A 20977-nucleotide genomic window follows, 5' to 3' on the forward strand; every position below is an offset into this window, starting at 1 on the left:
TCCGTCGCCCTGCCTACGATTGAGGCATGACCGACGTTCGACTCGCCGCCGGCGACCTCGCGCCCGACTTCACGCTCCCCGACCAGGACGGCTCGCCCGTCACGCTCTCCTCGCTCCGCGGGCAGCGGGTCGTGCTGTACTTTTACCCCGCGGCCATGACGCCGGGCTGCACGACCGAGGCGTGCGACTTCCGCGACAGCCTGAACTCGTTCGCGGGCGCCGGCGTGCGCGTCGTGGGGGTCTCGAAGGACGAGGTCCCGAAGCTCAGGGAGTTCGCCGAGCGCGACGGCCTGAACTTCCCGCTGCTCTCCGACACCGACCTCGCGGTGCAGCAGGCGTACGGCGCCTGGGGCGAGAAGCAGCTCTACGGCAAGACGGTGACGGGTTCCATCCGCTCGACGTTCCTCATCGACGAGGAGGGCCGGATCGCCAAGCCCATGTACAACGTCAAGGCGACCGGGCACGTCGCACGGATCCGCAAGGAGCTCGGCCTCGACGGCTGAACCCGCCGCATCCGTTCATCGACGGGCGGTCGTCGCACTGCGGCGGCCGCCCGTCGCGGTCTTCCGGCGGAGACGCCGCGCGACCGGGTCAGCTCGCCGCCGCGTCCTCCGGCCGGGCGTAGAGCGCCCGCACTGGCGGCCAGAGCAGGAGGCCGATCACCGTGATCGCAGGCACGAGCAGCACCCAGCCGATGTCGGCCCGCGCGAACAGGCCCTGGAACGCGCCCACCGCGATCGAGACCTGCAGCACCTGCCAGACGATCGCCGCGGCGCGCGACCAGGGCGCCCGACGAACGGATGCCACGGCGATCGCGCTCACCCAGGCCGCGGCGATCGCCACCACGACGATGAGCGCGACGGCGGTCGCGAACGACGACGGCTCCAGCACGAGCAGGTCGACGACGAGCCAGACGAGGACCGCGATCAGCGCTCCGGCCTCGGCGAACAGCAGGCCCACGACGGTCACGAACGCGGCCCGCACGCCGCCCGGATTCACAGGCATCTCCCGAAGAGCACTCTTGATTCGCTTCTCTCGCTATGCGACCATTTACAAGGCCGAATTGATGCTCACAGGGACGTGAGCCGATCGCTTCCCACGATCCTACTTCCCGAGATTCGGCTTTCCCCCTGCAGCACCGCCGGTTCCCGGCTGCGCACTCGTGCGCCCGCTGCGAACCGATGAAACAAGGAGCATCTACATGGATTGGCGCGACAAAGCCGCCTGCCTCACCGCCGACCCGGAACTCTTCTTCCCCGTCGGCAACACCGGTCCGGCCGTCGACCAGATCGAGAAGGCCAAGGCGGTCTGCGCCCGATGCACCGTCACCGAGATCTGCCTGCAGTACGCCCTCGAGACCGGTCAGGACTCGGGCGTGTGGGGCGGTCTCAGCGAGGATGAGCGCCGCGCCCTGAAGCGCCGCGCCGCCCGCGCACGTCGCGCCGGCTGAGACCGGCGCGCACCGCGCGCCCTGGCTCCGACGACCCCCGGGTCGTCCCCGACGGAGCCGGCCCCGCAGGTCGCGCGACCTCCCCGCAGCACCCGGACCGGACGGCACCCGCGATCACGCGGGTGCCGTCCGTACGTTCGGGTCAGTCCTTCGTGATCCAGCGCAACGGCACCTCGATCGTCACCTCGGTGCCGCTGCCGACGACCGTGTGCCAGTCGATCGTGCCGCCGAGCTCGCCCTGGATCAGCGTGCGGACGATCTGGGTGCCGAGGCCCTCGCCGACCTTGCCCTCGGGCAGGCCCGAGCCGCTGTCGCGCACCTGCACGGTGAGCACCGTCTCGGAGCGGTTCGCGATCACCTCGACGTCGCCCTCCTGACCGGCGAGGCCGTGCTCGACGGCGTTCGTGACGAGCTCGGTGAGCGCGAGCGCGAGCGGCGTGGCGTACTCGCTCGGCAGCACGCCGAACGACCCCGACTTCTTGGGGTGCGCGGTCGTGTTGTGCGCGGCGGCCACCTCGGCGACGAGGAGCAGCGCCCGGTCGAACACCTCGTCGAAGTCGACGTTCTGCGTGAGCCCCTCCGAGAGGGTGTCGTGCACGACCGCGATCGCCCCGACCCGGCGCATCGCCTGCGTCAGCGCGTCGCGCGCCTCGTCAGAGTGCGTGCGGCGGGCCTGGATCCGCAGGAGCGAGGCGACCGTCTGCAGGTTGTTCTTCACGCGATGGTGGATCTCGCGGATCGTCGCGTCCTTCGTGATGAGCTCCTGCTCCTGGTGGCGGAGCTCGGTCACGTCGCGCGTGAGCACGATCGCGCCCGTCCGCTCGCCGCGACGCCGGATCGGGATGGCGCGCAGCGACACGGTGACCCCGCGCGACTCGACGTCGGTGCGCCACGGCGCGCGCCCGGTCACCACGAGCGGGAGGGATTCGTCGACGTCGAGCTTGCCGCTCAGCAGGCGCGTCGCGACGTCGGCGAGCGACTGGCCCTCGAGTTCGTCGTCGAAGCCCATGCGGTTGAACGCCGACAGCGCGTTCGGGCTCGCGAACGTCGTGACGCCGTCGACGTCGAGCCGGATCAGGCCGTCGGAGGCGCGCGGCGCCCCGCGACGGGGACCGGTCGGCGCGCCGAGGTCGGGGAAGTCGCCCGAGGCGATCATCTGGAACAGCTCGTCGGCGCAGTCGTTGAACGTGAGCTCCTGCCGACTCGGGGTCCGGGTCGAGCCGAGGTTGGTGTGCCTGGTGATCACGGCGACCGGATCGGGTGCGAGCGCCGTGCCGGTCACGGACAGGCGGCGCATCACTGGCACGGCGCGCACGCGCGTCGGCATCTCCTCGTACCAGTCGGGAGCCGACGACTCCTGGATCCTGCGCGCACCGAAGGCCTCCGAGACGAGCTCCCGCCACTCGCTCCGGATGCCCTGGCCGACGAAATCGCGGTAGAACAGCGTCGCGGCGCTCGAGGGGCGGGAGTGCGCGACCGCGACGAAGCCGTCGTCGCCCGAGGGCACCCAGAGCACGATGTCGGCGAAGGCGAGGTCGGCGAGCAGCTGGAGGTCGCCGACGAGCATGTGCAGCCAGTCGACGTCGGCCTGGCTGCTGCGCCCCTGGGCGAGGACGAGGTCACTGAGGGTCGACACGGGTCAAGCGTACCCACCCCAGCGGATGCCTCAGACCGCGATCGCCCGGCGCCGCAGCGCACCGAACGGGACCCTGCCGCGCCGCGGCTCGGCGGCCGACGCGAGCAGCCGGTCGTCGACGTACGACCGCAGCGCCGCCCGGAGCGGGGACCGCGGCGCGGCGTCCCGGAGGGTGCGCGCCGTGAGGATCGCGGCATCCGTCGCCCGACCGTCGTGCGGAAGCAGGACGGCGTCGGCGAGCCCCGCGAACCGACGCAGGGTCTGCCGGACCTGGGCGTGCGCGTCGATCCCGAGCGCGCTCGTGCGCACGCGATTGACCAGCACGTCGATGCGGTCGGGATCGACGTGCTCGACGAGTTCGGCGTGCCCGCGAAGCAGCCGTGACAGGCCGACGGGGTCGGCGAGCCCGACGGCCACCACGCGATCGGCGGCGGAGAGGACCGCGAACGTCGCGGCGTTGCGCCGCGGCGCGAAGGGGTCGCTCGTGAGCTCCTCGTCGCGCTCGAGGCTGAAGCCGACGTCGATCACGACGAACTCGAACCGCGCCCGCATGACGCGCAGCGTCTCGGTGACGCGCTCCTGCGAGAGCTCGGGCCACCGGCTCGGCCCGACCAGTCCCGTGAAGACGTCGAACGACGCCCTCGGCGACGAGTACCGCTGGGCGATGCGCTCGAGCTCGACGCGGTCGAGCGCACCGGACCCGGCGAGCCGGCAGGCCGATGCGAATCCGGGCGCCTCGTCGAGCAGCCCCAGCGCGGGCGCGATCGCGCCGCCGTAGGGATCGGCGTCGACGAGCGCCACCAGGTGCCCGGCGGCGGCGAGCTCGGAGGCGATGCCGACGGCGGTCGTCGTGCGCCCCGGCGCGCCGGACGGGCCCCACACCGCGATGACCCCTGGGAGGTCGGCCCGGTGCGAGGATTCGAGCGGGCCCGTCGCGTCGACGAGCCGGGACGGAAGGTTCGGGCCGCCCGAGAGCACCGCCTCGAGCTCGGCCGGTTCGACCTCGGCGTCGAGCACCTCGTGGAGCCCGATGCGACTCGCCTCGGCCCGATCGCGATCGGTCGAGGCCAGGGCGACCACTCGGATGCCCCGCCGGTCGCAGGCGGCGAGGAGCTCGGCGTCGAGCGTCGCCGCGCCCGCCCCGACGACGACCGCGTCGGGGCCGAGCACGTCGAGGCAGTCGAGCACGTCACGGCGCCCGACCACTCGAGCGACGATCACGTGACCGGCCTCGACGAGGTCGGCGAGGAAGCGATCCTCGACCGAGGGGTCGAGCGCGAGCGCGAGCCGCGCCATCAGCCGGCACTCGACGCGACGGCCGGCGCCGGAACCAGGTCGATGGCGTCGCCGGAGGCGAGCGCCTCGAGCAGGGCGGCCGTCTTCGCGCGCGGGATCAGCAGTTCCACGCTCGGTCCGTCGCCCGCGACCATGGCGTCGGCCTCGAGCACCGCGGCGACCTCGGCGCCGGCGACGAGCACGATCGGGGGCTCGAACACGCCTCGCTCGAGTTCGCCCGCAGCCCACACGTCGACCACCGCACCCGGTGCGATCTCGCGCGCGAGCGGTCCGCGGCTCGGCACGACGACGGTCGCGGTCCCCGCGGCGTCGCCTTCGGTGACGGATGCCGCCGGAACCAGTTCACCCTCGCGCACCGTCCTCGTCACGACGAGCCCGTCGCCGGGCACGTCGCCCGGCACGAGGTAGCCGTCGGCGAGACCGCCGAGCCGCACCGACTCGATCCGGAGGTCGTCGAGCGTCACGCGTGAGCCCGCGGTGACCGTCGTCGGTGCGACGAGCACCTCGGTCGTGTCGTCGAGCGCCCCCACGAGCGCCCAGACTCCGATCGTCGACCCCGCGACCAGCACGAGGCCGACGAGCAGACGCGGGTCCATCCGCCGGCGCTCCCCGGCTCGCCGTGTCGGACGTTCCGCCATCACTGCTCCTCCCGCGGCCGCACACCTGCCGGCGACCACGACCCATCGTCGCCGGAGTCCGAGAGGACGCCGTGAAGTTATCCACACGACGCGTGGCCGGCCCGGCACGCGCTGATACTTGAGTGATGGTCCACCACGCTGCGGGAGAGCCGCTCGGCCGCTTCCTCACCATCGCCGACACGGCGGAGGTGCTCGCGGTCGACGTCGAGGCCGTGCACGAGCTCGTCATGTCGGGCGAGCTCCCGGCGATCCGCGTCGGCGACCGCGGCCCGTGGCGTATCGAGCGCTCGCAACTCGAGGTCTTCATCGAGCTGCGCTACGAGTCGACCCGCCGCGAGGTGGCCTGGAACGAGGGCGAGTTCGCCAACGTCATCGAGTTCTCCGGGGTGCGTCCGGGCGGGCTGCGCCCCGTGGACTGAGCCCGACGGACCGAGCCCGACGGATGCGCCCGATCACCTCGCGTCGGTCGTGACCACGGCGGTGATCCGCGCGAACGGCACGAGGCGATAGCCCCGTACCTCGCGCTCGCGACGCGGCGCGCCCGGCTCGTGCAACGCGAGATCGAGGTGGTCCGAGGCGACCCGGTCGATCGTGCCGTGCACCCGACCGTCGAGCGTGCGGACCTCGACGCCGGCGCGACGACGCCCCAGGTCGCGCAGCGCGAACGCGAGGCCGATCCGCTCCACGAGACCGCTCGGCGCGGCCTGCGGAGCGAGGCTCTCCTCGACCTGCCGGCGGCTCGCGGCGACGGCGGCGATCGCGGACACCGGAACCAGGCACTGGGCTCCGGGGGGCCCGCCGCCGACGCCGCCGATCCAGTCGCGCCCGAATGCGGTCGGCCGCAGCTGCACCGAGGTCGCGTCGACGAGTTCGAGCCGGACGGCCCCGCCGTCGGCCCCGGACATCGCCGCGATCCGCTCGCGCAGTCCGAGCCGGCCGACGCGCGCACGCTCGGATTCGATGGCGAGCGCCCGCTCCTCTTCACGGCGATCATGGTCGAGCTGCGTCTCGAGGTCGTCGAACAGCCGGTCCCACCGCATGCGACCGACGCTAACCCCCGGGTCCCCCGGGCCGACGCGGTTCTCCACAGGCGACGATTTCCCTTGACACCTGCACTCCGGCGCCCCTACCGTTCGATCTAGACCACCCGAACACCCCCGAAGAGGGGGCACGTCGCGTCGGACCCCCCGCCGATCGCCCGCCCTACTGGAGCCGTCATGACCGCACGCCAGCCCGGCGCGCCTCGCAGCGCCGCCATCGATGGAACGAGCGCCCGCCGCCTCGACCTCGACGACTACTTCGCCCGGCAGCGCGCGGGCCGCGCCGAGCTCCCCGACCCCGAACCGCTCCTGCGGAACCTCACGCACTGCGTGATCGAGGTCCTCGCGGGCGCCCGCGACCTCGAACAGCTCGCGCGCTGGGTCACCGACGACGTCTATCGGAACCTCTCCAAGCGCGTCGTCCTCGCGGCGCGCGCTCGGCGCGTCAAGGGGCTCGTGCCTCAGCGGCCGGCGTTCACGGTGGGCCGCGTCCACCTCGGCGAGCCGGCCGACGGCATCGTCGAGGCGGTCGTCATGGTGCACCAGCGCGCCAGGTCCCGCGCCGTCGCCATCCGCTTGGAGGGCCTCGACCAGCGCTGGCGCGCGAGCGTCATCAGCGTGCTCTGAGCCGGCGCCGGCACCATCCGCCGCGTCCCACCCGGCCCGCGTCGCCTGATCCAATAGGCTCATGCGATGGAGCGCACGCCGGCGCCGACCGGGCGCACGTCCCGACTGCTCGAGTCCGTGGCATCCGTCGGCTTCGCGATCGAGGACGACGACGACCGCCGCATGGAGAAGTCGGTCCTCACCTTCACCGCCCTGTTCACGGCACTCGTCGTGACGCCGTGGGCCGCGTTCCACTACGCGATCGGGCGGCCCGCAGCCGCGTCCATCCCGACGTTCTACGTGCTCATGACGATCGTCGGCCTCCTCGTCCTGCGGCGACGACATGACGACCGCTTCCTGCGCGCATCGCAGCTCGCCATGTTCCTCGTGCTGCCGCCGCTCGTGCATGTCGCGCTCGGCGGGTTCGTGCAGAGCAGCGCCGTCATCCTCTTCGCGCTCGCCGCGCCGATCGGCGCGCTCTCGTTCACGCGCGTGCCCAGGCCGTGGATCGTGTTCGCCGTGTTCACGGCGATCGTGCTGGTGCTCGTCCCGCTCGAGCCGACGCTGCAGGCGATGGTGCCGCCCCTGGACCCCACGGTCGTGACCGTCTTCTTCGCCGTCAACATCGTCTCGATCTCGACCATCATGTTCGTCGCCATGGCCTCGTACGTTCGCTCCCGCGACCGTCTCGCCGCCGCGCTCGCGACGGAACGCGATCGCACCGACCGGCTCCTCCGCAACGTCCTGCCCGATGCGATCGCGGACCGTCTCGTGGCCGGCGAGCGACCGATCGCCGACCGCTACGATCGCGTCGGCGTCCTCATCGCCGACATCGTCGACTTCACGGCCCTGTCGGAATCGGTGTCGGCCGACGACCTCGTCCACGACCTGAACGACCTGCTCCGCGACCTCGACGCCCTCGCGACCGGGCTCGGCGTGACCAAGGTCAAGACGATCGGCGACGCCTACCTGGCCATCTGCGGCGGTCCATCGGGCATAGCGGACCTGGCCGCGCTCGCGGATCTCGCGCTGGGGTTCCGTGAGATCGCGGGCACCCATGCGATCGGTGGACGGAGCGGGATCCGCCTGCGCATCGGCATCGACGTCGGACCGGCGGTGGCGGGCGTGATCGGCGAGTCCCGTTTCCTCTGGGACGTCTACGGTGCGACCGTGAACACCGCCAGCCGGATGCAGTCGACCGCCCCGGCCGGCGCGATCCAGGTGACCGACCGGGTCGCCGCGGAACTCGCGACCGCGTTCGAGCTGGCCGAGCGCGGCATCATCGAGGTCAAGGGTCTCGGACCCGTGCACACCTCGTACGTCGAGGGGCGACGCTCGCCGGACTGAGCGGGCGGCCTCTCCGCCTCCGCCGCACGGGCCGGAACGCGAACGGACGGCCCGGGTCGCCCCGAGCCGTCCGCACGCGTCAGCGCGTCAGCGACCCTTGCGCTCCTGCGCGCGCCGCTCCTGACGGTTCATCGGGCCGGCGTCGCCCTCCTGTCGCTGCCCGAAGGCACCGCGTGCAGCGGGCGCCTGCGGCTGCTGCGGCTCGCCGGACTGCTGCTGCGCCACTGCGCGCCGCGCACGCTGGGTCGCGGCCTGCTGCAGCTGACCGCGCTGGTTGCGCACCTCGACGCCGCCCGAATCGCTCGGGGCCGTGTAGCTGAGCTTCTCCTCGGGCGCGGTCGGCCGCTGGAGGCCCTTGGCCTCGATCCGCGGACCGGCGACGCCGGCCTGCGGCGCGACCTCGACCTCGAGGTTGAACAGGAAGCCGATGGTCTCCTCGCGGATGGAGCCCATCATCTGCTGGAACATCGCGTAGCCCTCGCGCTGGTACTCCACGAGCGGGTCGCGCTGCGCCATCGCTCGGAGGCCGATGCCGTCCTTCAGGTAGTCCATCTCGTACAGGTGGTCGCGCCAGCGACGGTCGATGACCGAGAGCACGACGCGGCGCTCGAGTTCGCGCATCGCGGGGCTGCCGAGCTGCTGCTCGCGACGCTCGTACGCGAGCCTGGCGTCGGAGAGGATCTCGCGCCGGACGAAGTCCCGGTTCACGCGCCCCTTCTCACCCGCCTCGGCGACGACCTCGTCGATCGTGATGCCGATCGGGTAGAGCGTCTTGAGCTCGGCCCAGAGGGCGTCGAAGTCCCACTCGTCGGGGGATCCGGCCGCGGTGTGCTCGTCGAGCACCTCGTCGATGACCTGCTCGAGGAAGCTCTGCACGCGGTCGTGCAGGTCGTCGCCCTCGAGGATGTGCCGCCGGTCGGAGTAGATCGCCTCGCGCTGGCGGTTCAGGACGTCGTCGTACTTCAGGACGTTCTTGCGGATCTCGGCATTGCGGGCCTCGACCTGCGACTGCGCCGAGCGGATGGCACGCGTGACGACCTTCGACTCGATCGCGACGTCGTCGGGGACGCCGCGCGACATGAGGCTCTCGGCCGCGCCCGCGTTGAAGAGGCGCATGAGGTCGTCGGTGAGCGAGAGGTAGAAGCGGCTCTCTCCCGGGTCGCCCTGGCGACCCGATCGACCGCGCAGCTGGTTGTCGATGCGGCGCGACTCGTGGCGCTCGGTGCCGAGCACGTACAGCCCGCCGGCGTCGAGGACCTTCTGCGCCTCGCCCGAGGTCTCGGACTTGATCCGCTCGAAGACCTCGTCCCAGGCCGCCTCGTACTCCTCCGGGGTGTCGACGGGGCTGAGGCCGCGCTCGTGCATCTTCTGCACCGCGATGAACTCGGCGTTCCCGCCGAGCATGATGTCGGTGCCGCGGCCGGCCATGTTGGTCGCGACGGTGACGGCGCCGTAGCGGCCCGCCTGGGCCACGATCGCGGCCTCCCGCGCGTGGTTCTTCGCGTTCAGCACCTCGTGCCGCACGCCCTTCTTGGCGAGGAGGCGCGAGAGGTACTCGCTCTTCTCGACGCTCGTCGTGCCGACGAGGACCGGCTGGCCCTTCTTGTGGCGGTCGACGATGTCCTCGACGACCTGGGCGAACTTCGCCTCCTCGTTCTTGTAGACGAGGTCGGGCTGGTCGAGGCGGACCATCGGCTTGTTCGTCGGGATCGGGACGACGCCGAGCTTGTACGTCGACATGAACTCCGCTGCCTCGGTCTCGGCGGTGCCGGTCATGCCGGAGAGCTTGTCGTACAGGCGGAAGTAGTTCTGCAGGGTGACGGTCGCGAGGGTCTGGTTCTCGGCCTTGACCTGCACGCCCTCCTTGGCCTCGATCGCCTGGTGGATGCCCTCGTTGTAGCGACGGCCGACGAGGATGCGGCCCGTGTGCTCGTCGACGATGAGCACCTCGCCGTTCATCACGACGTAGTCCTTGTCCTTCTTGAACAGGGCCTTCGCCTTGATCGAGTTGTTCAGGAAGGAGATGAGCGGCGTGTTCGCGGATTCGTAGAGGTTGTCGATGCCGAGGTAGTCCTCGACCTTCTCGATCCCGGGCTCGAGGACGCCGACGGTGCGCTTCTTCTCGTCGACCTCGTAGTCCTCGCCGGCGACGAGTCGCTTGGCGAGGTTCGCGAACTCGGTGAACCACCGGTTCGCCTCGCCCGAGGCCGGCCCGGAGATGATGAGCGGCGTGCGGGCCTCGTCGATGAGGATCGAGTCGACCTCGTCGACGATCGCGAAGTAGTGGCCGCGCTGGACCATGTCGGCGGCCTGCCACGCCATGTTGTCGCGGAGGTAGTCGAAGCCGAACTCGTTGTTCGTGCCGTACGTGATGTCGGCCGCGTACTGCTCCCGACGCACCGCGGGGGTCTGGCCCGCCACGATGCAGCCGGTCGTCATGCCGAGCGCCCGGAAGACCCGGCCCATGAGCTCGGACTGGTAGCTCGCGAGGAAGTCGTTCACCGTGACGATGTGCACGCCCCGGCTCGTGAGCGCGTTGAGGTAGGCCGCCGTCGTCGCCACGAGCGTCTTGCCCTCGCCGGTCTTCATCTCGGCGATGTTGCCGAGGTGGAGCGCGGCGCCGCCCATGAGCTGGACGTCGAAGTGTCGCAGGCCCAGGGTGCGGCGGCTCGCTTCGCGGACCGCGGCGAACGCCTCGGGCAGCAGGTCGTCGAGCGACTCGCCGTTGCCGTAGCGCTCGCGGAGCTCCACGGTCTCGTGCTTGAGCTCCTCGTCGCTCAGCGCCCGGAAGTCGTCTTCGAGGGCGTTGATCGCGGCGGCGTAGTTCTCGAGCCGCTTGAGCGTGCGACCCTCGCCGACGCGGAGGACCTTTTCCAGAATCGAAGCCACGAACTGCTCTCCCGTTGTCGTTCAGGCGTGCGACGTCGGGGTGGGGCACCCGCGCACGCCGGAGGATCCGCCTTGCCGACGGTCATCATAGCCATGCTACTGGGCAGCGGACTGGGCGACGGCCCCGGGCCGACGCGCGATGCGTCGTGCTCCCGGGGCCGTCGACCGGTCGGCGGATGCTCGTCAGGCGCTCGTGCGCGCGAGCCCGAGCGCCTCGGCAGCCTCGGCCTGGTCGGCCTGGGCGTGCTCGTCGAGGCCGATCACGCCGTAGTCCCAGCCCTTGCGGCGGTACACGACGCTCGGCCGGTGGTTCTCCGAGTCGATGAAGAGGTAGAAGTCGTGGCCGACGAGCTCCATGTGGTACAGGGCGTCGTCGACGGTCATCGGTGTCGCCGCGAAGACCTTGCGGCGGATCACCACGGGCGAGTAGTCCTCGTCCTCCTCGGCCGCGGGCTCCTCGCCCACGATCGGGATGTTGCCGGTGCGGACCTTCTCGAGGATCTCGACGTCCGCGGCCTGCACGCCCATGTCGGCGAAGCCGGCGTCGGTGGCCTCTCGGAGCGAGGTCGGGCGGCGGTTGCCGCCTCGGTGCACCTTGCGGCGGTCCTTGGCGCGGCGGATGCGCTCGAGGAGCCGCCCGAGCGCGACGTCGAGCGCCGCGTACTTGTCGGCCCCGTCGGCCTCGGCACGGACCACCGGGCCCTTGCCGACGAGGGTGAGCTCGACCCGGTCCAGTCCGGAGGTGTTCCCGTTCTTCTCGTTGTGACGGCTGACCTTGATGTCGAGCGAAATGGCTCGTTCGGACAAGCTGGAGACCTTCTCGGCCTTCTCGGCCGCGTAGGCGCGGAATCGATCGGTGACTTCCAGGTTTCGTCCGACGATGTTCAGTTCCATGTCAACCTCCATCCACCGGCGTGTCACCCGGTTCTGAAGGGGTGGTTCGACCACGCCTGTCCTGACACCGTAGCCCCCGAGGTGACGGATGTCACGGGTCGATGCTCACGCGTCCGCATCCACTCGGCCGATTCGCAGGCGGGTCCGGGCGAGCACGGAGATCGCGTCGACCGATCCCCCAGCCGCACGGATCGCGCGCGCCGCGTCTGCGAGGGTCGAGCCGGTCGTCACGATGTCGTCCACGAGTACGAAGCGGCGTCCGGCGAGCGGGCGCCGGGCCGTGAACGACCCCTCCGAGTTCGCGCGGCGCGCCTCGCGACCGAGCGCCGCCTGGTCGGCGCGTGCGCCGGCGCGCAGCACGTCGGCCGATGCGAAGCCGGCGTGGCGGACGAGCATCCGGACCGGGTCGTACCCGCGTGCGCGCCCGGCCGCGGCGGTCGACGGCACCGCCGCGACCTCCCGCGGCCTCGCATCGAGCGCGCCGACGGCCGCGGCGAGGGACTGGCGCAGCGCCGCGCCGAGCGGCCGCGCGGCATCCGTCCTCCCCTCGTCCTTGAAGGCGCGGATGACGCGAGCCGCCGTCCCCTCGTACTCGACGGCGGCCCACACCGCGGTGCCCGCGCCCCGCGATTCGGCACGGAACGGATGCGGGGCGAGCGCCGCGCGGCATCCGTCGCAGAGCCCGCGGTCGGGTTCGCCGCAGCCGGCGCACGCGACGGGGAGGAGGAGCGCGAGCGCGTCGAGCAGCGCTGCCGGAGTACGCCTCGGCGAGGTTCGCGGGACGGAGGGAGCCATCCCGCCAGCGTCCCGCCGGCGACGGGGATGCGGCAGGTCAGGGCCCCGGTCGCGCGGCGCGTGGCACGTCCGGCGGACGTGGAGGACGGGTGCGCGGGCGGTCAGCCGGTCTGCTGCGTGGCGAGGAAGCGGAGGTCCCGCGCCTGGACCTGCCAGCCGACGCCGGCGCCTGTGGCGAGGTCGCCGTCGGCCGTGAGGATCCGGAGGTCGCGGAGGCTGTTCGCGCCGTCGAGCTGGATGCCCGCGGGCGGCCCGTCCCGGGACTCGGCGGGAGTGCCGAGCTCCTGCAGGGTCAGCCGCGTCTCCGCGTCCGCCGTCTGCGTCAGCGTCCCGATCGTCCGCGGGTCGAGCCAGGCGACATCGAGCGGCGTGCCTCCGGACACGGCCAGCTCGAGGGTCACCGGAGCGAGTTCGGTCGGGGCGCCGTCCTCGCCGCGCACGACCGATGCGGCGACCAGGCGCGTGCGCGACCCGTCGACGAGGAGAGCGGCCATTCGCGTGCCGTCGCGGGCGAGCTGCAGCGAGACGATCCGGTCCGCGGTCCACGGCACGGCGATCTGGCCGCTCGATCCGTCGGCCGCGTACCAGGCGAGCTCATCCGGCGCGTCGCCCGGCACGGACCAGACGATCCCGTCCACGTCCAGGGCGGGCGTGACGAGTCCGCCGCGAGGGTCGAGCAGCACGGTGTCGGCGTTCGCGTCGACGAGGTACACGCCACCCTCGGCCAGTACCGCCGCGGCCGTCGCCCCGGGTCCGAGCGCTGCGGCGGTCGGGCCGAGCTCCACGACCCGGTCGGAGACGCCGTCGATCGGGCTCACCTGATCGCCCGCGGAGGACAGGTACCCGAAGCTCTCGCCGTCGTAGACCACCGGGCGCGGATCGACCCGGAGCGTTCGCTCCGGGAGGTCGGACGTATCCGGCGCGCTGAGCGGCACGCCGTTCAACGTGAGGGACACGTCGTCGACGTTACGGACGCCGAGGAGGCTCTGCTCGAGCTGGTACTGCATGAGCTGGATCGTGCGGATGCTGTCGGACGCTGCGCCGCGCAGGTCGACCGTGGCGGTGCCCCCGGTGACCGGCACGGTCGACTGGCCCAGCTCGACGTCCTCGGGGAACGCGGAGGCCACACCGGGGTCGAGCCACTCGACCGGCCCCTCGAGCAGGGCCCGGACGATGCTCGTCTGCAGCGAGTCGCGACCGGCGAACCATCGTACGTCGGGCACGACGTAGCGGAACTGCGGATCGAAGAACGCGAGGCTGTAGTCGCGGTAGACCAGCCCGAAACTCGTCTCGTCGATGAGCACACCGGGGGGCGCGAGCGAGATCCGCCACTGCTCGTCGACCTGCTCGAACCGGTACTCGAGCTGCACGGGCTCGGTCGAGCCGGCGGCGATGTACTGGCCGTTCTCGGCGAGGCTCGCCTGCGGAACGACCCGCATCCGGATGAGGTCGTCGCCCAACTGCGTGAACGACCGGTCGGAGAGGACGTCGATCGACACCGCGGCATCCGATTCCCACTCGTCGGCGAAGGTCGGCGTGAGGAACTGGCGGGCGATCTCGTAGTTGCCGCTCGGGCTCGCGGCGGCGTCGATGAAGCCGTCGAGGATCTGCTGCTGGGTGGCGTCCTCGCGCGGCCCGCGCGGGAGGATGTCGACGTCGACCGCCTGCTCGGTCGCCTCCGGGTCGCCCTGGTTCACGGCTCCGCTGGTCGGGATGGCGGCGCATCCGGCGAGCGTCGCGACAACCGTCGCCGCGGCGATCGCCAGGCGGACGAGGCGCGATCGGGATGCGCGGTCAGGCATCGGAGGCCTCCTGGATCGGGGCGTCCCCGGCGACGAGTGACTCGCCGGCACCCGGTCCGGACGCGTCGGGATCGGCGGGCTCGAGCGGGAGCGGCGGGACGACCGTGCCCTCCGGGTCGTGGACACGGGGAAGGACGAGCCGGAACACGGTCCCGCGACCCTCGCGGGACCAGACGTCGAGCGTGCCGCCGTGGACGACGGCGTCCTCGAGCGCGATCGCGAGGCCGAGGCCGGTGCCGCCGATCGTGCGCCGGCGACTCGGGTCCGCTCGCCAGAACCGGTCGAACACGCGCTGCACCGCCTCCTCCGACATGCCGAGGCCGTAGTCGCGGACCGAGAGCGCGACCGCGGTGGCGTTCGAGTCGACGGAGACGACGATCGGACGTCCCTCGCCGTGCTCGATCGCGTTGCCGATGAGGTTGCGCACGATGCGGCGGATGCGGCGGGGGTCGACCTCGGCGTCGAGGTGTCCGCCAGGGGCCTCGAGACGGAGCTCGCTGCCCCGTTCGAGGGCGAGCGAGTGCATCGACTCGATGGACTCGCCCGCGAGGGTGACGAGGTTCGTCGGCTCGGTCTCGAGCTCCACCGAGCCGGCGTCGTACCGGCTGATCTCCAGGAGGTCCGCGAGCAGGGTCTCGAATCGCTCGGTCTGCGTCCTCAGGAGTTCGGCGGTGCGGGCGGTCGCGGGCGGGAACTCGTCGCGCTGGCCGTAGAGCACCTCACCGGCGAGGCGGATGGTCGTGAGCGGCGTGCGCAGCTCGTGCGAGACGTCGCTCACGAACCGCTGCTGCATGACCGACAGCTCGGCGAGGTCGCGGATCCGGGCCTGGAGCGTGTCGGCCATGCCGTTGAACGACTCCGCGAGCGCGGCGAGCTCGTCCTCGCCCTTCGCCGGGAGCCGCACGCCGAGATCCCCCGCCGCCAGCCGCCGACTGGTCGCGGAGACCGCCTGGATCGGCTCGATCACCCAGCGGACCACCACGAGCGTGATGGCGCTGAGCAGCGCGATCAGTGCGATCGCCCCGATCGCGCCGGTGAGCTGCACGAACGCGAGCGTCTGCGCGACGTCGGCCAGGTCGTATCCGATGTACAACTCGTATCGGCCGGCGCCGCCCGGCATGACCAGGTCCGTCCCGACGACGATGCCGGGAACGGCCTCGTCGCCGCCGTCCAACTCCACCGACTGCCAGTACTGGGCCTCGGGGTTCTCCTGCACGAGCTCGCGGAGTTCGGGTGAGATCTTGCCGGCCAGGTCGGGGCTCAGGAAGTCGGATGGTGCGAGCGGGACGGGCGTCGTCCCGGGTGCTCGGAAGAGCGCGATGTCCGGGCTGCCGGAGACGCCGATGACCGTCTCCATCGCGTCGTACGTCACGGCCTGAACGGTGGCCCGGTCGGCGGCGTCGGAGGCGTCGAGGATGCCCTGCGCCGCCGCCGCCGCGGTCGACGAGGACGCGAGGACTCGTTCGACCTGCTGCTGGAACAGGTTCGAGGCGACCGTGAACGAGATCGTGAAGCCGATCACGAGGATCGCGAGGCTCGACAGCCCGAGCGTGATGAGCACGGTGCGGAACTGGAGCGACCGCCGCCACAGGGTGCCGAAGCGACGCATCCGGCCGCGGAACCATCCGACGGCGCGCTGCGTCGGGGTGGCCGCGGTGGACATGGCGCGCCCCGCCTCAGGTCGTGGCGCCGGCGCGGTAGCCCACGCCGCGCACGGTCATCACGATCCGCGGGTTGTCGGGGTCGTGCTCGACCTTGGCGCGGAGGCGCTGCACGTGCACGTTCACGAGGCGCGTGTCGGCCTTGTAGTGGTAGCCCCACACCTGCTCGAGCAGCATCTCGCGCGTGAAGACCTGCTGCGGCTTCGAGGCGAGCGTGAGCAGCAGGTCGAACTCGAGCGGCGTGAGGTTGATGCGCTCGTCGCCGCGCCGGACCTCGTGCCCGGCGGCGTCGATCTCGAGGTCGCCGACCGAGATCGTGTCGACGACCGACTCGGGCGCCGGGCGGAGCCGGGTCCGGATGCGGGCGACGAGCTCCTTCGGGTTGAAGGGCTTGACCATGTAGTCGTCGGCGCCGGACTCGAGGCCCTTGACGACGTCGGCGGTGTCGCTCTTCGCGGTCAGCATGATGATCGGCGTGCCGCTCTCGGCGCGGATGCGGCCGCACACCTCGATGCCGTCCATGCCGGGCAGCATGAGGTCGAGGAGCACGAGGTCGGGCCTGGCCTCCCGGAACGCCGCGAGCGCGCCTCCGCCGTCGGCGCAGAACACCGGGTCGAACCCCTCCGTGCGCAGCACGATCCCGATCATCTCGGCGAGGGCCGTGTCGTCGTCGACGACGAGTACGCGAGGCGTCATGCGTTCGTTCTCCGTGGGTTCCGGTGCGCGGGCCGGGCGGCGGTCCGGTGGCACCAGCGTAGCCGTTCAGGGGCGCGGAACCGCCGTGGGCGGCCTGTGGCAGCATTGTGGCATCCGCCGGAAGGAGCGCGACGCACGTGTCGGATCAGCAGTGGCATCCCCCAGCTCCCCCGGCGAGCCCCGGCGAGGGGCCCCCGCCGCTGCCGTCGGGCGCGGCTGAGCCGCCGCCGCCGGCTCCGGGCGCACCGACGCCACCCCTGTACGGTCAGCCGGCCGGCGGATGGACGCCCCCGCCGAAGCCCGGCCTGCTGCCGTTGCGCCCGATGGGCTTCGGAACGCTCCTCTGGGCGCCGTTCCGGACGCTCCGGCGCAATCCCGCACCCGTGTTCGGCACGGGCCTCGTGGTGCAGCTCGCCTCGGCGATCGCGACGGCGGCCGTGTTCGTGCCGTTCCTGGTGCTCGCGATCGGGCGCATCGAGTCCGCGAGCGCCGAGGACCTCGACGCGATCATGACCGGGACGATCGGATGGCTCATCCTGCTGACGCTCGTGCCGGTCGCCGTCGGCGTGGTGGCCGGGGCGTTCCTGCAGGGCGTCATGGTCGTCGAGGTCGCGAGCGGCACGCTCGGCGAGAAGCTCGGGTTCGGCGCGCTGTGGCGACGGGCGGCGAAGCGGATCGGTCCGCTCATCGGCTGGACGCTGCTCGTCAGCGTCGTCGTGCTCGGGGTCTTCGTCCTGCTCGCCGCGATCGTCGTGATGACCGCACTGATCGCGCCCGACCCCCTGGCGATCATCGGCGTCGTGCTGGTGGTCCTGCTGCTGCTCCTGGGCCTCGCCGTGCTCGCCGCATGGCTCGGGACGAAGCTCGCGCTGGTGCCGAGCGTCATCGTGCTCGAGCGGGCGGGCATCGCCCAGTCGGTCCGACGCTCCTGGCAGCTCACGACGGGGTACTTCTGGCGCACGTTCGGGCTCATCCTGCTCGTCGGCCTCATCGTGTCCACGGTCGCGCAGACCGTCGTGCAGGTGCCCATGCTGGGCGGGACGATCCTCGCGGTCATCCTCGATCCCACGGCCGGCGCGACCTACGAGGCGGTGACGATCGCCTCCACGGTCGTCGGCACCGTCCTCTCGATCCTCGTGGGCGCGATCGTGGCGGTCGTGCAGGCCGCCCTCATCGCGGTCATCTACATCGACCTCAGGATGCGCTCCGAGGGGCTCGACCTCGAACTCGAACGGCACGTGGAGGCCCGTGAGGCGGGCCTGCCCGTGACGGACCCGTTCGAGCCGGTCACGGCGGGCGAGCCGACCCCGACGTGGGCCTGACCGCACTCGCGCGGCTCGAGCCGCCACTCGATCCCGACGCACCGGAGGCGCGCCGCTGGCTCGTCGAGGAACTCGCGAAGCCGGAGTACCGGGCAGCCGAGCCGACGCTGTTCGACCTCGCCGCGCAAGCGGTGCGCGACTGGATCGCGAGCCTGTTCAGCGGCGCGTCGGGGCTTCCGATACCGACGCTCGCACTCGTCGCGGTGCTCGTCGTGGCCGGCCTGGTGGGGCTCGGCCTCCTCGTCTTCGGACTCCCGCGCCTGCGCCGGCGCGCCCCCGGTTCCGTCGCGCTCTTCGACGACGGCGACCTGCGAGACGCCGCGACGCTCCGACGTGCGGCCGAACGAGCCGCGGCATCCGGCGACTGGGCGCTCGCGATCGAGGAGCGCTTCCGCGCCCTCGTGCGCCGCCTCGTCGAGCGCGAACTCGTGCGCGTGCATCCCGGCACCACGGCCCACGGCATGGCGCGCGCGGCATCCGTCCCCTTCCCCGCGCACGGCGACGCACTCGAGCGTGCGGCCGACGCGTTCGACGGCGTGCGGTATCTCGGTCGCTCCGGCGACGCCCGGACCCACGCAGAGGTGGCCGCGCTCGACGCCGAACTCGAGACGGCACGGCCGGCCGCCGGGACGGGCGCGACCATCGGAGCCGACGCGTGAGCGCCGTGCGCGAGGACCATGCCCTCCCGTCGTCGCCCGAGTCCGGGTCCGAGCCGGCCCGCGCGGCTCGGGCGGTCTCACCCGGCGTGCGGGCGTCGCTCCGCCGCGGGCGCACGTGGATCGTCGTCGCCGTGGCGCTCCTCGCCGGCGCACTCGTCCTCGTGGCGCTGCAGGGAGCGATCCGCGCTCCCGGACCGCCGCTCGCCGCCGACGATCCGGCACCGGGCGGCGCGCAGGCCCTGGCCCGGGTGCTCGCCGACCGCGGGGTCGAGGTGCGGCAGGTGCGCAGCCTCGACGCCGCCCTGGCCGAGGCACGGCGCGGCGCGACCGTGTTCGTCCACGACGGGCTCGGCGTACTGGATCGGGCGCGCATCGGAGAGCTCGCCGCCGTCGCCGACGCCATCGTGGTCGCGCGACCCGACTTCGCGTCGCTCGAGGTGCTCGCTCCCGGCGTCCGGCTCGCCGGCGCGGTCGACGGTGCGCCCGGGGCGGCCGGCTGCGCCGTGCCCGCCGCCGATCGGGCCGGGACGCTCTCCGACGGGCAGCGGCTGCTGACGATCGACGACGACGCCGCGGCATCCGGCTTCACGGGCTGCTTCCCGTCCGGCGACGGGTTCGCCGTGGTGGCCGGAACCGCGCCCGACGGCGCCGAGGTGGTGCTGGTCGGCGCGACGACGCCGTTCGCCAACGAGTCGATCGACGAGGCCGGCAATGCCGCCCTCGCCGTCGGCCTGCTCGGCGCACGCGACGAGGTGGTCTGGTACCTCCCGGGCCCGGGCGATGCGGATGCCGCGGAGGCGCCGACGCTCGCAGAACTCACGCCGGGATGGGTGAGCCCCGTCCTCGTGCTGCTCGTCGTCGCCACGATCGCCGCCGGCATCTGGCGGGGCCGGCGGTTCGGTCCGCTCGTGGTGGAGGACCTCCCCGTGCACGTGCCGGCGTCCGAGACGGGCGAGGGCCGGGCGCGACTCTACGCGAGGAGCTCCGCGCGTCTCCGGGCGATCGACCAGATCCGGATCGGCACGATCCGGCGCCTGTCCGCCGTGCTGCGACTGCCGCGGTCGGCCGACGTGGACGCGGTCGTCGTCTCCGCGGCGCAGGCGACCGGGCAGCCCGCGGCATCCGTCCGCGCGCTGCTCGTCGACGCCGTGCCGCAGGACGACCGCGAGCTCGTCCGCCTCGCGCGCGACCTCGACGGGCTCGAACGCGCCGTGCACGCCGCGATCGCCCCCGATCCGTCCCTCGACGCCACCGACCCGACAGGAAGGCGAACATGACCGACCCGATCCCCGACGACGCGCAGCTGCGCGGCGCACTCGACCGCGTCCGCACCGAGGTGGGCAAGGCCGTCGTCGGCCAGGACGGCGCCGTGACCGGCCTCATCATCGCGCTCCTCGCCGACGGGCACGTGCTGCTCGAGGGCGTGCCCGGCGTCGCGAAGACGCTGCTCGTGCGCACGCTCAGCCGCACGCTCCGCCTCCAGACGCGGCGGGTGCAGTTCACCCCCGACCTCATGCCCGGCGACGTCACGGGCTCGCTCGCGTACGACCCGCGATCGGGCGAGTTCGCGTTCCGCGAGGGGCCGGTGTTCACGAACCTGCTGCTCGCCGACGAGATCAACCGGACGCCGCCGAAGACGCAGTCCGCACTGCTCGAGGCCATGGAGGAGCGCCAGGTCTCGGTCGACGGCGTGACGAGGCCGTTGCCCGCTCCGTTCCTCGTGGCCGCGACGCAGAACCCGATCGAGTACGAGGGCACCTATGCGCTGCCGGAGGCGCAGCTCGACCGGTTCCTGCTGAAGCTCGTGCTCGACGTCCCGGAGCGCGACGCCGAGGTGGCGATGCTCCGTCGGCACGCCGACGGCTTCGACCCGCACGACCTGGCCGCCGCGGGCGTCGAGCCCGTCCTCGGCGCGACGGACCTGCTCGCCGCGCGTGCCGCGGCCCGCCGCGTCGGCGTCGCCGACGACGTCCTCGCGTACGTCGTCGACCTCGCCCGTGCCACGCGCCGCAGCCCGTCGATGCGGCTCGGCGTCAGCCCCCGCGCCGTCGCGGGCCTCCTCGCCGCGGCGAAGGCGTGGGCGTGGCTCAACGGCGTCGAGCGGGTCACGCCCGATCACGTCCAGGCCATGCTGCTGCCGTCGTGGCGCCACCGCGTGCAGCTCCGGCCCGAGGCCGAGCTCGAGGGCGTGTCGGTCGACCAGGTGCTGCGGTCGATCGTGCAGCAGGTCCAGGTCCCGCTCTGAC

The 20977-nt window shown here is 72.5% G+C and carries 20 protein-coding genes; 9 read left to right on the forward strand and 11 right to left on the reverse strand.

Annotation, left to right across the window (positions count from 1 at the left end):
* The first annotated feature begins 26 nt into the window (after nucleotides 1-26).
* A complete protein-coding gene (gene bcp / locus GJ743_RS10765) occupies nucleotides 27-503 on the forward strand; it encodes a thioredoxin-dependent thiol peroxidase (RefSeq protein ID WP_155051909.1) in 477 nt (158 codons plus the stop codon).
* Nucleotides 504-591: 88 nt separating this feature from the next.
* Here the strand turns inward: bcp and GJ743_RS10770 are convergent, their stop codons facing one another.
* Nucleotides 592-1005, reverse strand: a complete 414-nt coding sequence (locus tag GJ743_RS10770) for a hypothetical protein (RefSeq protein WP_155051910.1) — start codon at nucleotides 1003-1005, stop codon at nucleotides 592-594.
* 196 nt (nucleotides 1006-1201) lie between these two features.
* Between GJ743_RS10770 and GJ743_RS10775 the strand changes: the two genes are divergently transcribed.
* Nucleotides 1202-1450 (forward strand): WhiB family transcriptional regulator, encoded by a 249-nt coding sequence (locus GJ743_RS10775; RefSeq protein ID WP_055859573.1) that lies wholly within the window; start codon nucleotides 1202-1204, stop codon nucleotides 1448-1450.
* 142 nt (nucleotides 1451-1592) lie between these two features.
* On the opposite strand, the gene GJ743_RS10780 is transcribed toward GJ743_RS10775, so the two are convergent.
* The 3 genes from GJ743_RS10780 to GJ743_RS10790 are packed head-to-tail and all read right to left on the reverse strand — an operon-like array spanning nucleotide 1593 to nucleotide 4978.
* The gene (locus GJ743_RS10780; RefSeq protein ID WP_328289066.1) at nucleotides 1593-3086 is read right to left on the reverse strand and encodes a sensor histidine kinase; all 1494 of its coding nucleotides are present in this window, start codon (nucleotides 3084-3086) and stop codon (nucleotides 1593-1595) included.
* A 30-nt stretch (nucleotides 3087-3116) separates the two neighbouring features.
* Nucleotides 3117-4382 carry a nucleotide-binding protein gene (locus tag GJ743_RS10785; RefSeq protein WP_155051911.1) on the reverse strand — a complete coding sequence of 422 codons (1266 nt, stop codon included), beginning with the start codon at nucleotides 4380-4382 and terminating at the stop codon, nucleotides 3117-3119.
* On the reverse strand, nucleotides 4382-4978 hold the full coding sequence (locus tag GJ743_RS10790; protein ID WP_155051912.1) for a hypothetical protein: 597 nt from the start codon (nucleotides 4976-4978) through the stop codon (nucleotides 4382-4384). Before GJ743_RS10790 ends, GJ743_RS10785 begins: the two co-directional genes overlap by 1 nt.
* Before the next feature lie 167 nt (nucleotides 4979-5145).
* On the opposite strand from GJ743_RS10790, the gene GJ743_RS10795 reads away from it, so the two are divergent.
* Nucleotides 5146-5439: a helix-turn-helix domain-containing protein gene (locus tag GJ743_RS10795; RefSeq protein WP_155051913.1), complete on the forward strand. Its 294-nt coding sequence runs from the start codon at nucleotides 5146-5148 to the stop codon at nucleotides 5437-5439.
* Between the two features lie 33 nt (nucleotides 5440-5472).
* On the opposite strand, the gene GJ743_RS10800 is transcribed toward GJ743_RS10795, so the two are convergent.
* Complete coding sequence (locus GJ743_RS10800; protein WP_155051914.1) at nucleotides 5473-6060, reverse strand: hypothetical protein; 588 nt, start codon at nucleotides 6058-6060, stop codon at nucleotides 5473-5475.
* A 177-nt stretch (nucleotides 6061-6237) separates the two neighbouring features.
* Here GJ743_RS10800 and GJ743_RS10805 point away from each other — a divergent pair, with 177 nt between their 5' ends.
* The gene (locus GJ743_RS10805; protein ID WP_155051915.1) at nucleotides 6238-6687 is read left to right on the forward strand and encodes an Rv3235 family protein; all 450 of its coding nucleotides are present in this window, start codon (nucleotides 6238-6240) and stop codon (nucleotides 6685-6687) included.
* 66 nt (nucleotides 6688-6753) lie between these two features.
* Complete coding sequence (locus GJ743_RS10810) at nucleotides 6754-8013, forward strand: adenylate/guanylate cyclase domain-containing protein (protein ID WP_155051916.1); 1260 nt, start codon at nucleotides 6754-6756, stop codon at nucleotides 8011-8013.
* An 87-nt stretch (nucleotides 8014-8100) separates the two neighbouring features.
* Here the strand turns inward: GJ743_RS10810 and secA are convergent, their stop codons facing one another.
* The 6 genes from secA to mtrA all read right to left on the reverse strand — a co-directional run bounded on the left by secA (nucleotide 8101) and on the right by mtrA (nucleotide 16750).
* A complete protein-coding gene (gene secA, locus GJ743_RS10815) occupies nucleotides 8101-10902 on the reverse strand; it encodes a preprotein translocase subunit SecA (RefSeq protein WP_328289067.1) in 2802 nt (933 codons plus the stop codon).
* 183 nt (nucleotides 10903-11085) lie between these two features.
* The gene (gene hpf / locus GJ743_RS10820) at nucleotides 11086-11796 is read right to left on the reverse strand and encodes a ribosome hibernation-promoting factor, HPF/YfiA family (protein ID WP_155051917.1); all 711 of its coding nucleotides are present in this window, start codon (nucleotides 11794-11796) and stop codon (nucleotides 11086-11088) included.
* Nucleotides 11797-11901: 105 nt separating this feature from the next.
* Nucleotides 11902-12591: a ComF family protein gene (locus GJ743_RS10825; protein ID WP_155051918.1), complete on the reverse strand. Its 690-nt coding sequence runs from the start codon at nucleotides 12589-12591 to the stop codon at nucleotides 11902-11904.
* Nucleotides 12592-12692: 101 nt separating this feature from the next.
* Nucleotides 12693-14393: a GerMN domain-containing protein gene (locus GJ743_RS10830; RefSeq protein WP_155051919.1), complete on the reverse strand. Its 1701-nt coding sequence runs from the start codon at nucleotides 14391-14393 to the stop codon at nucleotides 12693-12695.
* Nucleotides 14386-16056 carry an MtrAB system histidine kinase MtrB gene (gene mtrB, locus GJ743_RS10835; protein WP_230386707.1) on the reverse strand — a complete coding sequence of 557 codons (1671 nt, stop codon included), beginning with the start codon at nucleotides 16054-16056 and terminating at the stop codon, nucleotides 14386-14388. Before mtrB ends, GJ743_RS10830 begins: the two co-directional genes overlap by 8 nt.
* A 13-nt stretch (nucleotides 16057-16069) precedes the next feature.
* Nucleotides 16070-16750: an MtrAB system response regulator MtrA gene (mtrA, locus tag GJ743_RS10840; RefSeq protein WP_155051920.1), complete on the reverse strand. Its 681-nt coding sequence runs from the start codon at nucleotides 16748-16750 to the stop codon at nucleotides 16070-16072.
* Between the two features lie 137 nt (nucleotides 16751-16887).
* Here mtrA and GJ743_RS10845 point away from each other — a divergent pair, with 137 nt between their 5' ends.
* The 4 genes from GJ743_RS10845 to GJ743_RS10860 are packed head-to-tail and all read left to right on the forward strand — an operon-like array spanning nucleotide 16888 to nucleotide 20976.
* Nucleotides 16888-18072, forward strand: coding sequence for a hypothetical protein (locus tag GJ743_RS10845; RefSeq protein WP_155051921.1), 1185 nt, complete (start codon nucleotides 16888-16890; stop codon nucleotides 18070-18072).
* Nucleotides 18063-18731, forward strand: a complete 669-nt coding sequence (locus GJ743_RS10850; protein WP_328289068.1) for a DUF4129 domain-containing protein — start codon at nucleotides 18063-18065, stop codon at nucleotides 18729-18731. The genes GJ743_RS10845 and GJ743_RS10850 overlap by 10 nt, the downstream gene beginning before the upstream one ends.
* Entirely contained in the window at nucleotides 18728-20008 is a 1281-nt protein-coding gene (locus GJ743_RS10855) for a DUF4350 domain-containing protein (protein ID WP_328289069.1), read from the forward strand. The genes GJ743_RS10850 and GJ743_RS10855 overlap by 4 nt, the downstream gene beginning before the upstream one ends.
* Nucleotides 20005-20976 carry an AAA family ATPase gene (locus GJ743_RS10860; protein WP_155051922.1) on the forward strand — a complete coding sequence of 324 codons (972 nt, stop codon included), beginning with the start codon at nucleotides 20005-20007 and terminating at the stop codon, nucleotides 20974-20976. Before GJ743_RS10855 ends, GJ743_RS10860 begins: the two co-directional genes overlap by 4 nt.
* Nucleotide 20977 lies beyond the last annotated feature (1 nt).

It is taken from the genome of Agromyces bracchium (assembly GCF_009709675.1).
Lineage (GTDB): Bacteria > Actinomycetota > Actinomycetes > Actinomycetales > Microbacteriaceae > Agromyces > Agromyces bracchium.

Bases quoted from the DNA above. Each gene is read 5' to 3' on its own strand.
- GJ743_RS10860 (WP_155051922.1), top strand. From the start codon at position 20,005: ATGACCGACCCGATCCCCGACGACGCGCAGCTGCGCGGCGCACTCGAC.
- GJ743_RS10825 (WP_155051918.1), bottom strand. From the start codon at position 12,591: ATGGCTCCCTCCGTCCCGCGAACCTCGCCGAGGCGTACTCCGGCAGCG.
- GJ743_RS10810 (WP_155051916.1), top strand. From the start codon at position 6,754: ATGGAGCGCACGCCGGCGCCGACCGGGCGCACGTCCCGACTGCTCGAG.
- GJ743_RS10785 (WP_155051911.1), bottom strand. From the start codon at position 4,382: ATGGCGCGGCTCGCGCTCGCGCTCGACCCCTCGGTCGAGGATCGCTTC.
- GJ743_RS10790 (WP_155051912.1), bottom strand. From the start codon at position 4,978: ATGGACCCGCGTCTGCTCGTCGGCCTCGTGCTGGTCGCGGGGTCGACG.
- hpf (WP_155051917.1), bottom strand. From the start codon at position 11,796: ATGGAACTGAACATCGTCGGACGAAACCTGGAAGTCACCGATCGATTC.
- GJ743_RS10800 (WP_155051914.1), bottom strand. From the start codon at position 6,060: ATGCGGTGGGACCGGCTGTTCGACGACCTCGAGACGCAGCTCGACCAT.
- GJ743_RS10830 (WP_155051919.1), bottom strand. From the start codon at position 14,393: ATGCCTGACCGCGCATCCCGATCGCGCCTCGTCCGCCTGGCGATCGCC.
- GJ743_RS10805 (WP_155051915.1), top strand. From the start codon at position 6,238: ATGACCGCACGCCAGCCCGGCGCGCCTCGCAGCGCCGCCATCGATGGA.
- bcp (WP_155051909.1), top strand. From the start codon at position 27: ATGACCGACGTTCGACTCGCCGCCGGCGACCTCGCGCCCGACTTCACG.
- GJ743_RS10770 (WP_155051910.1), bottom strand. From the start codon at position 1,005: ATGCCTGTGAATCCGGGCGGCGTGCGGGCCGCGTTCGTGACCGTCGTG.
- GJ743_RS10775 (WP_055859573.1), top strand. From the start codon at position 1,202: ATGGATTGGCGCGACAAAGCCGCCTGCCTCACCGCCGACCCGGAACTC.
- mtrA (WP_155051920.1), bottom strand. From the start codon at position 16,750: ATGACGCCTCGCGTACTCGTCGTCGACGACGACACGGCCCTCGCCGAG.
- GJ743_RS10795 (WP_155051913.1), top strand. From the start codon at position 5,146: ATGGTCCACCACGCTGCGGGAGAGCCGCTCGGCCGCTTCCTCACCATC.
- mtrB (WP_230386707.1), bottom strand. From the start codon at position 16,056: ATGTCCACCGCGGCCACCCCGACGCAGCGCGCCGTCGGATGGTTCCGC.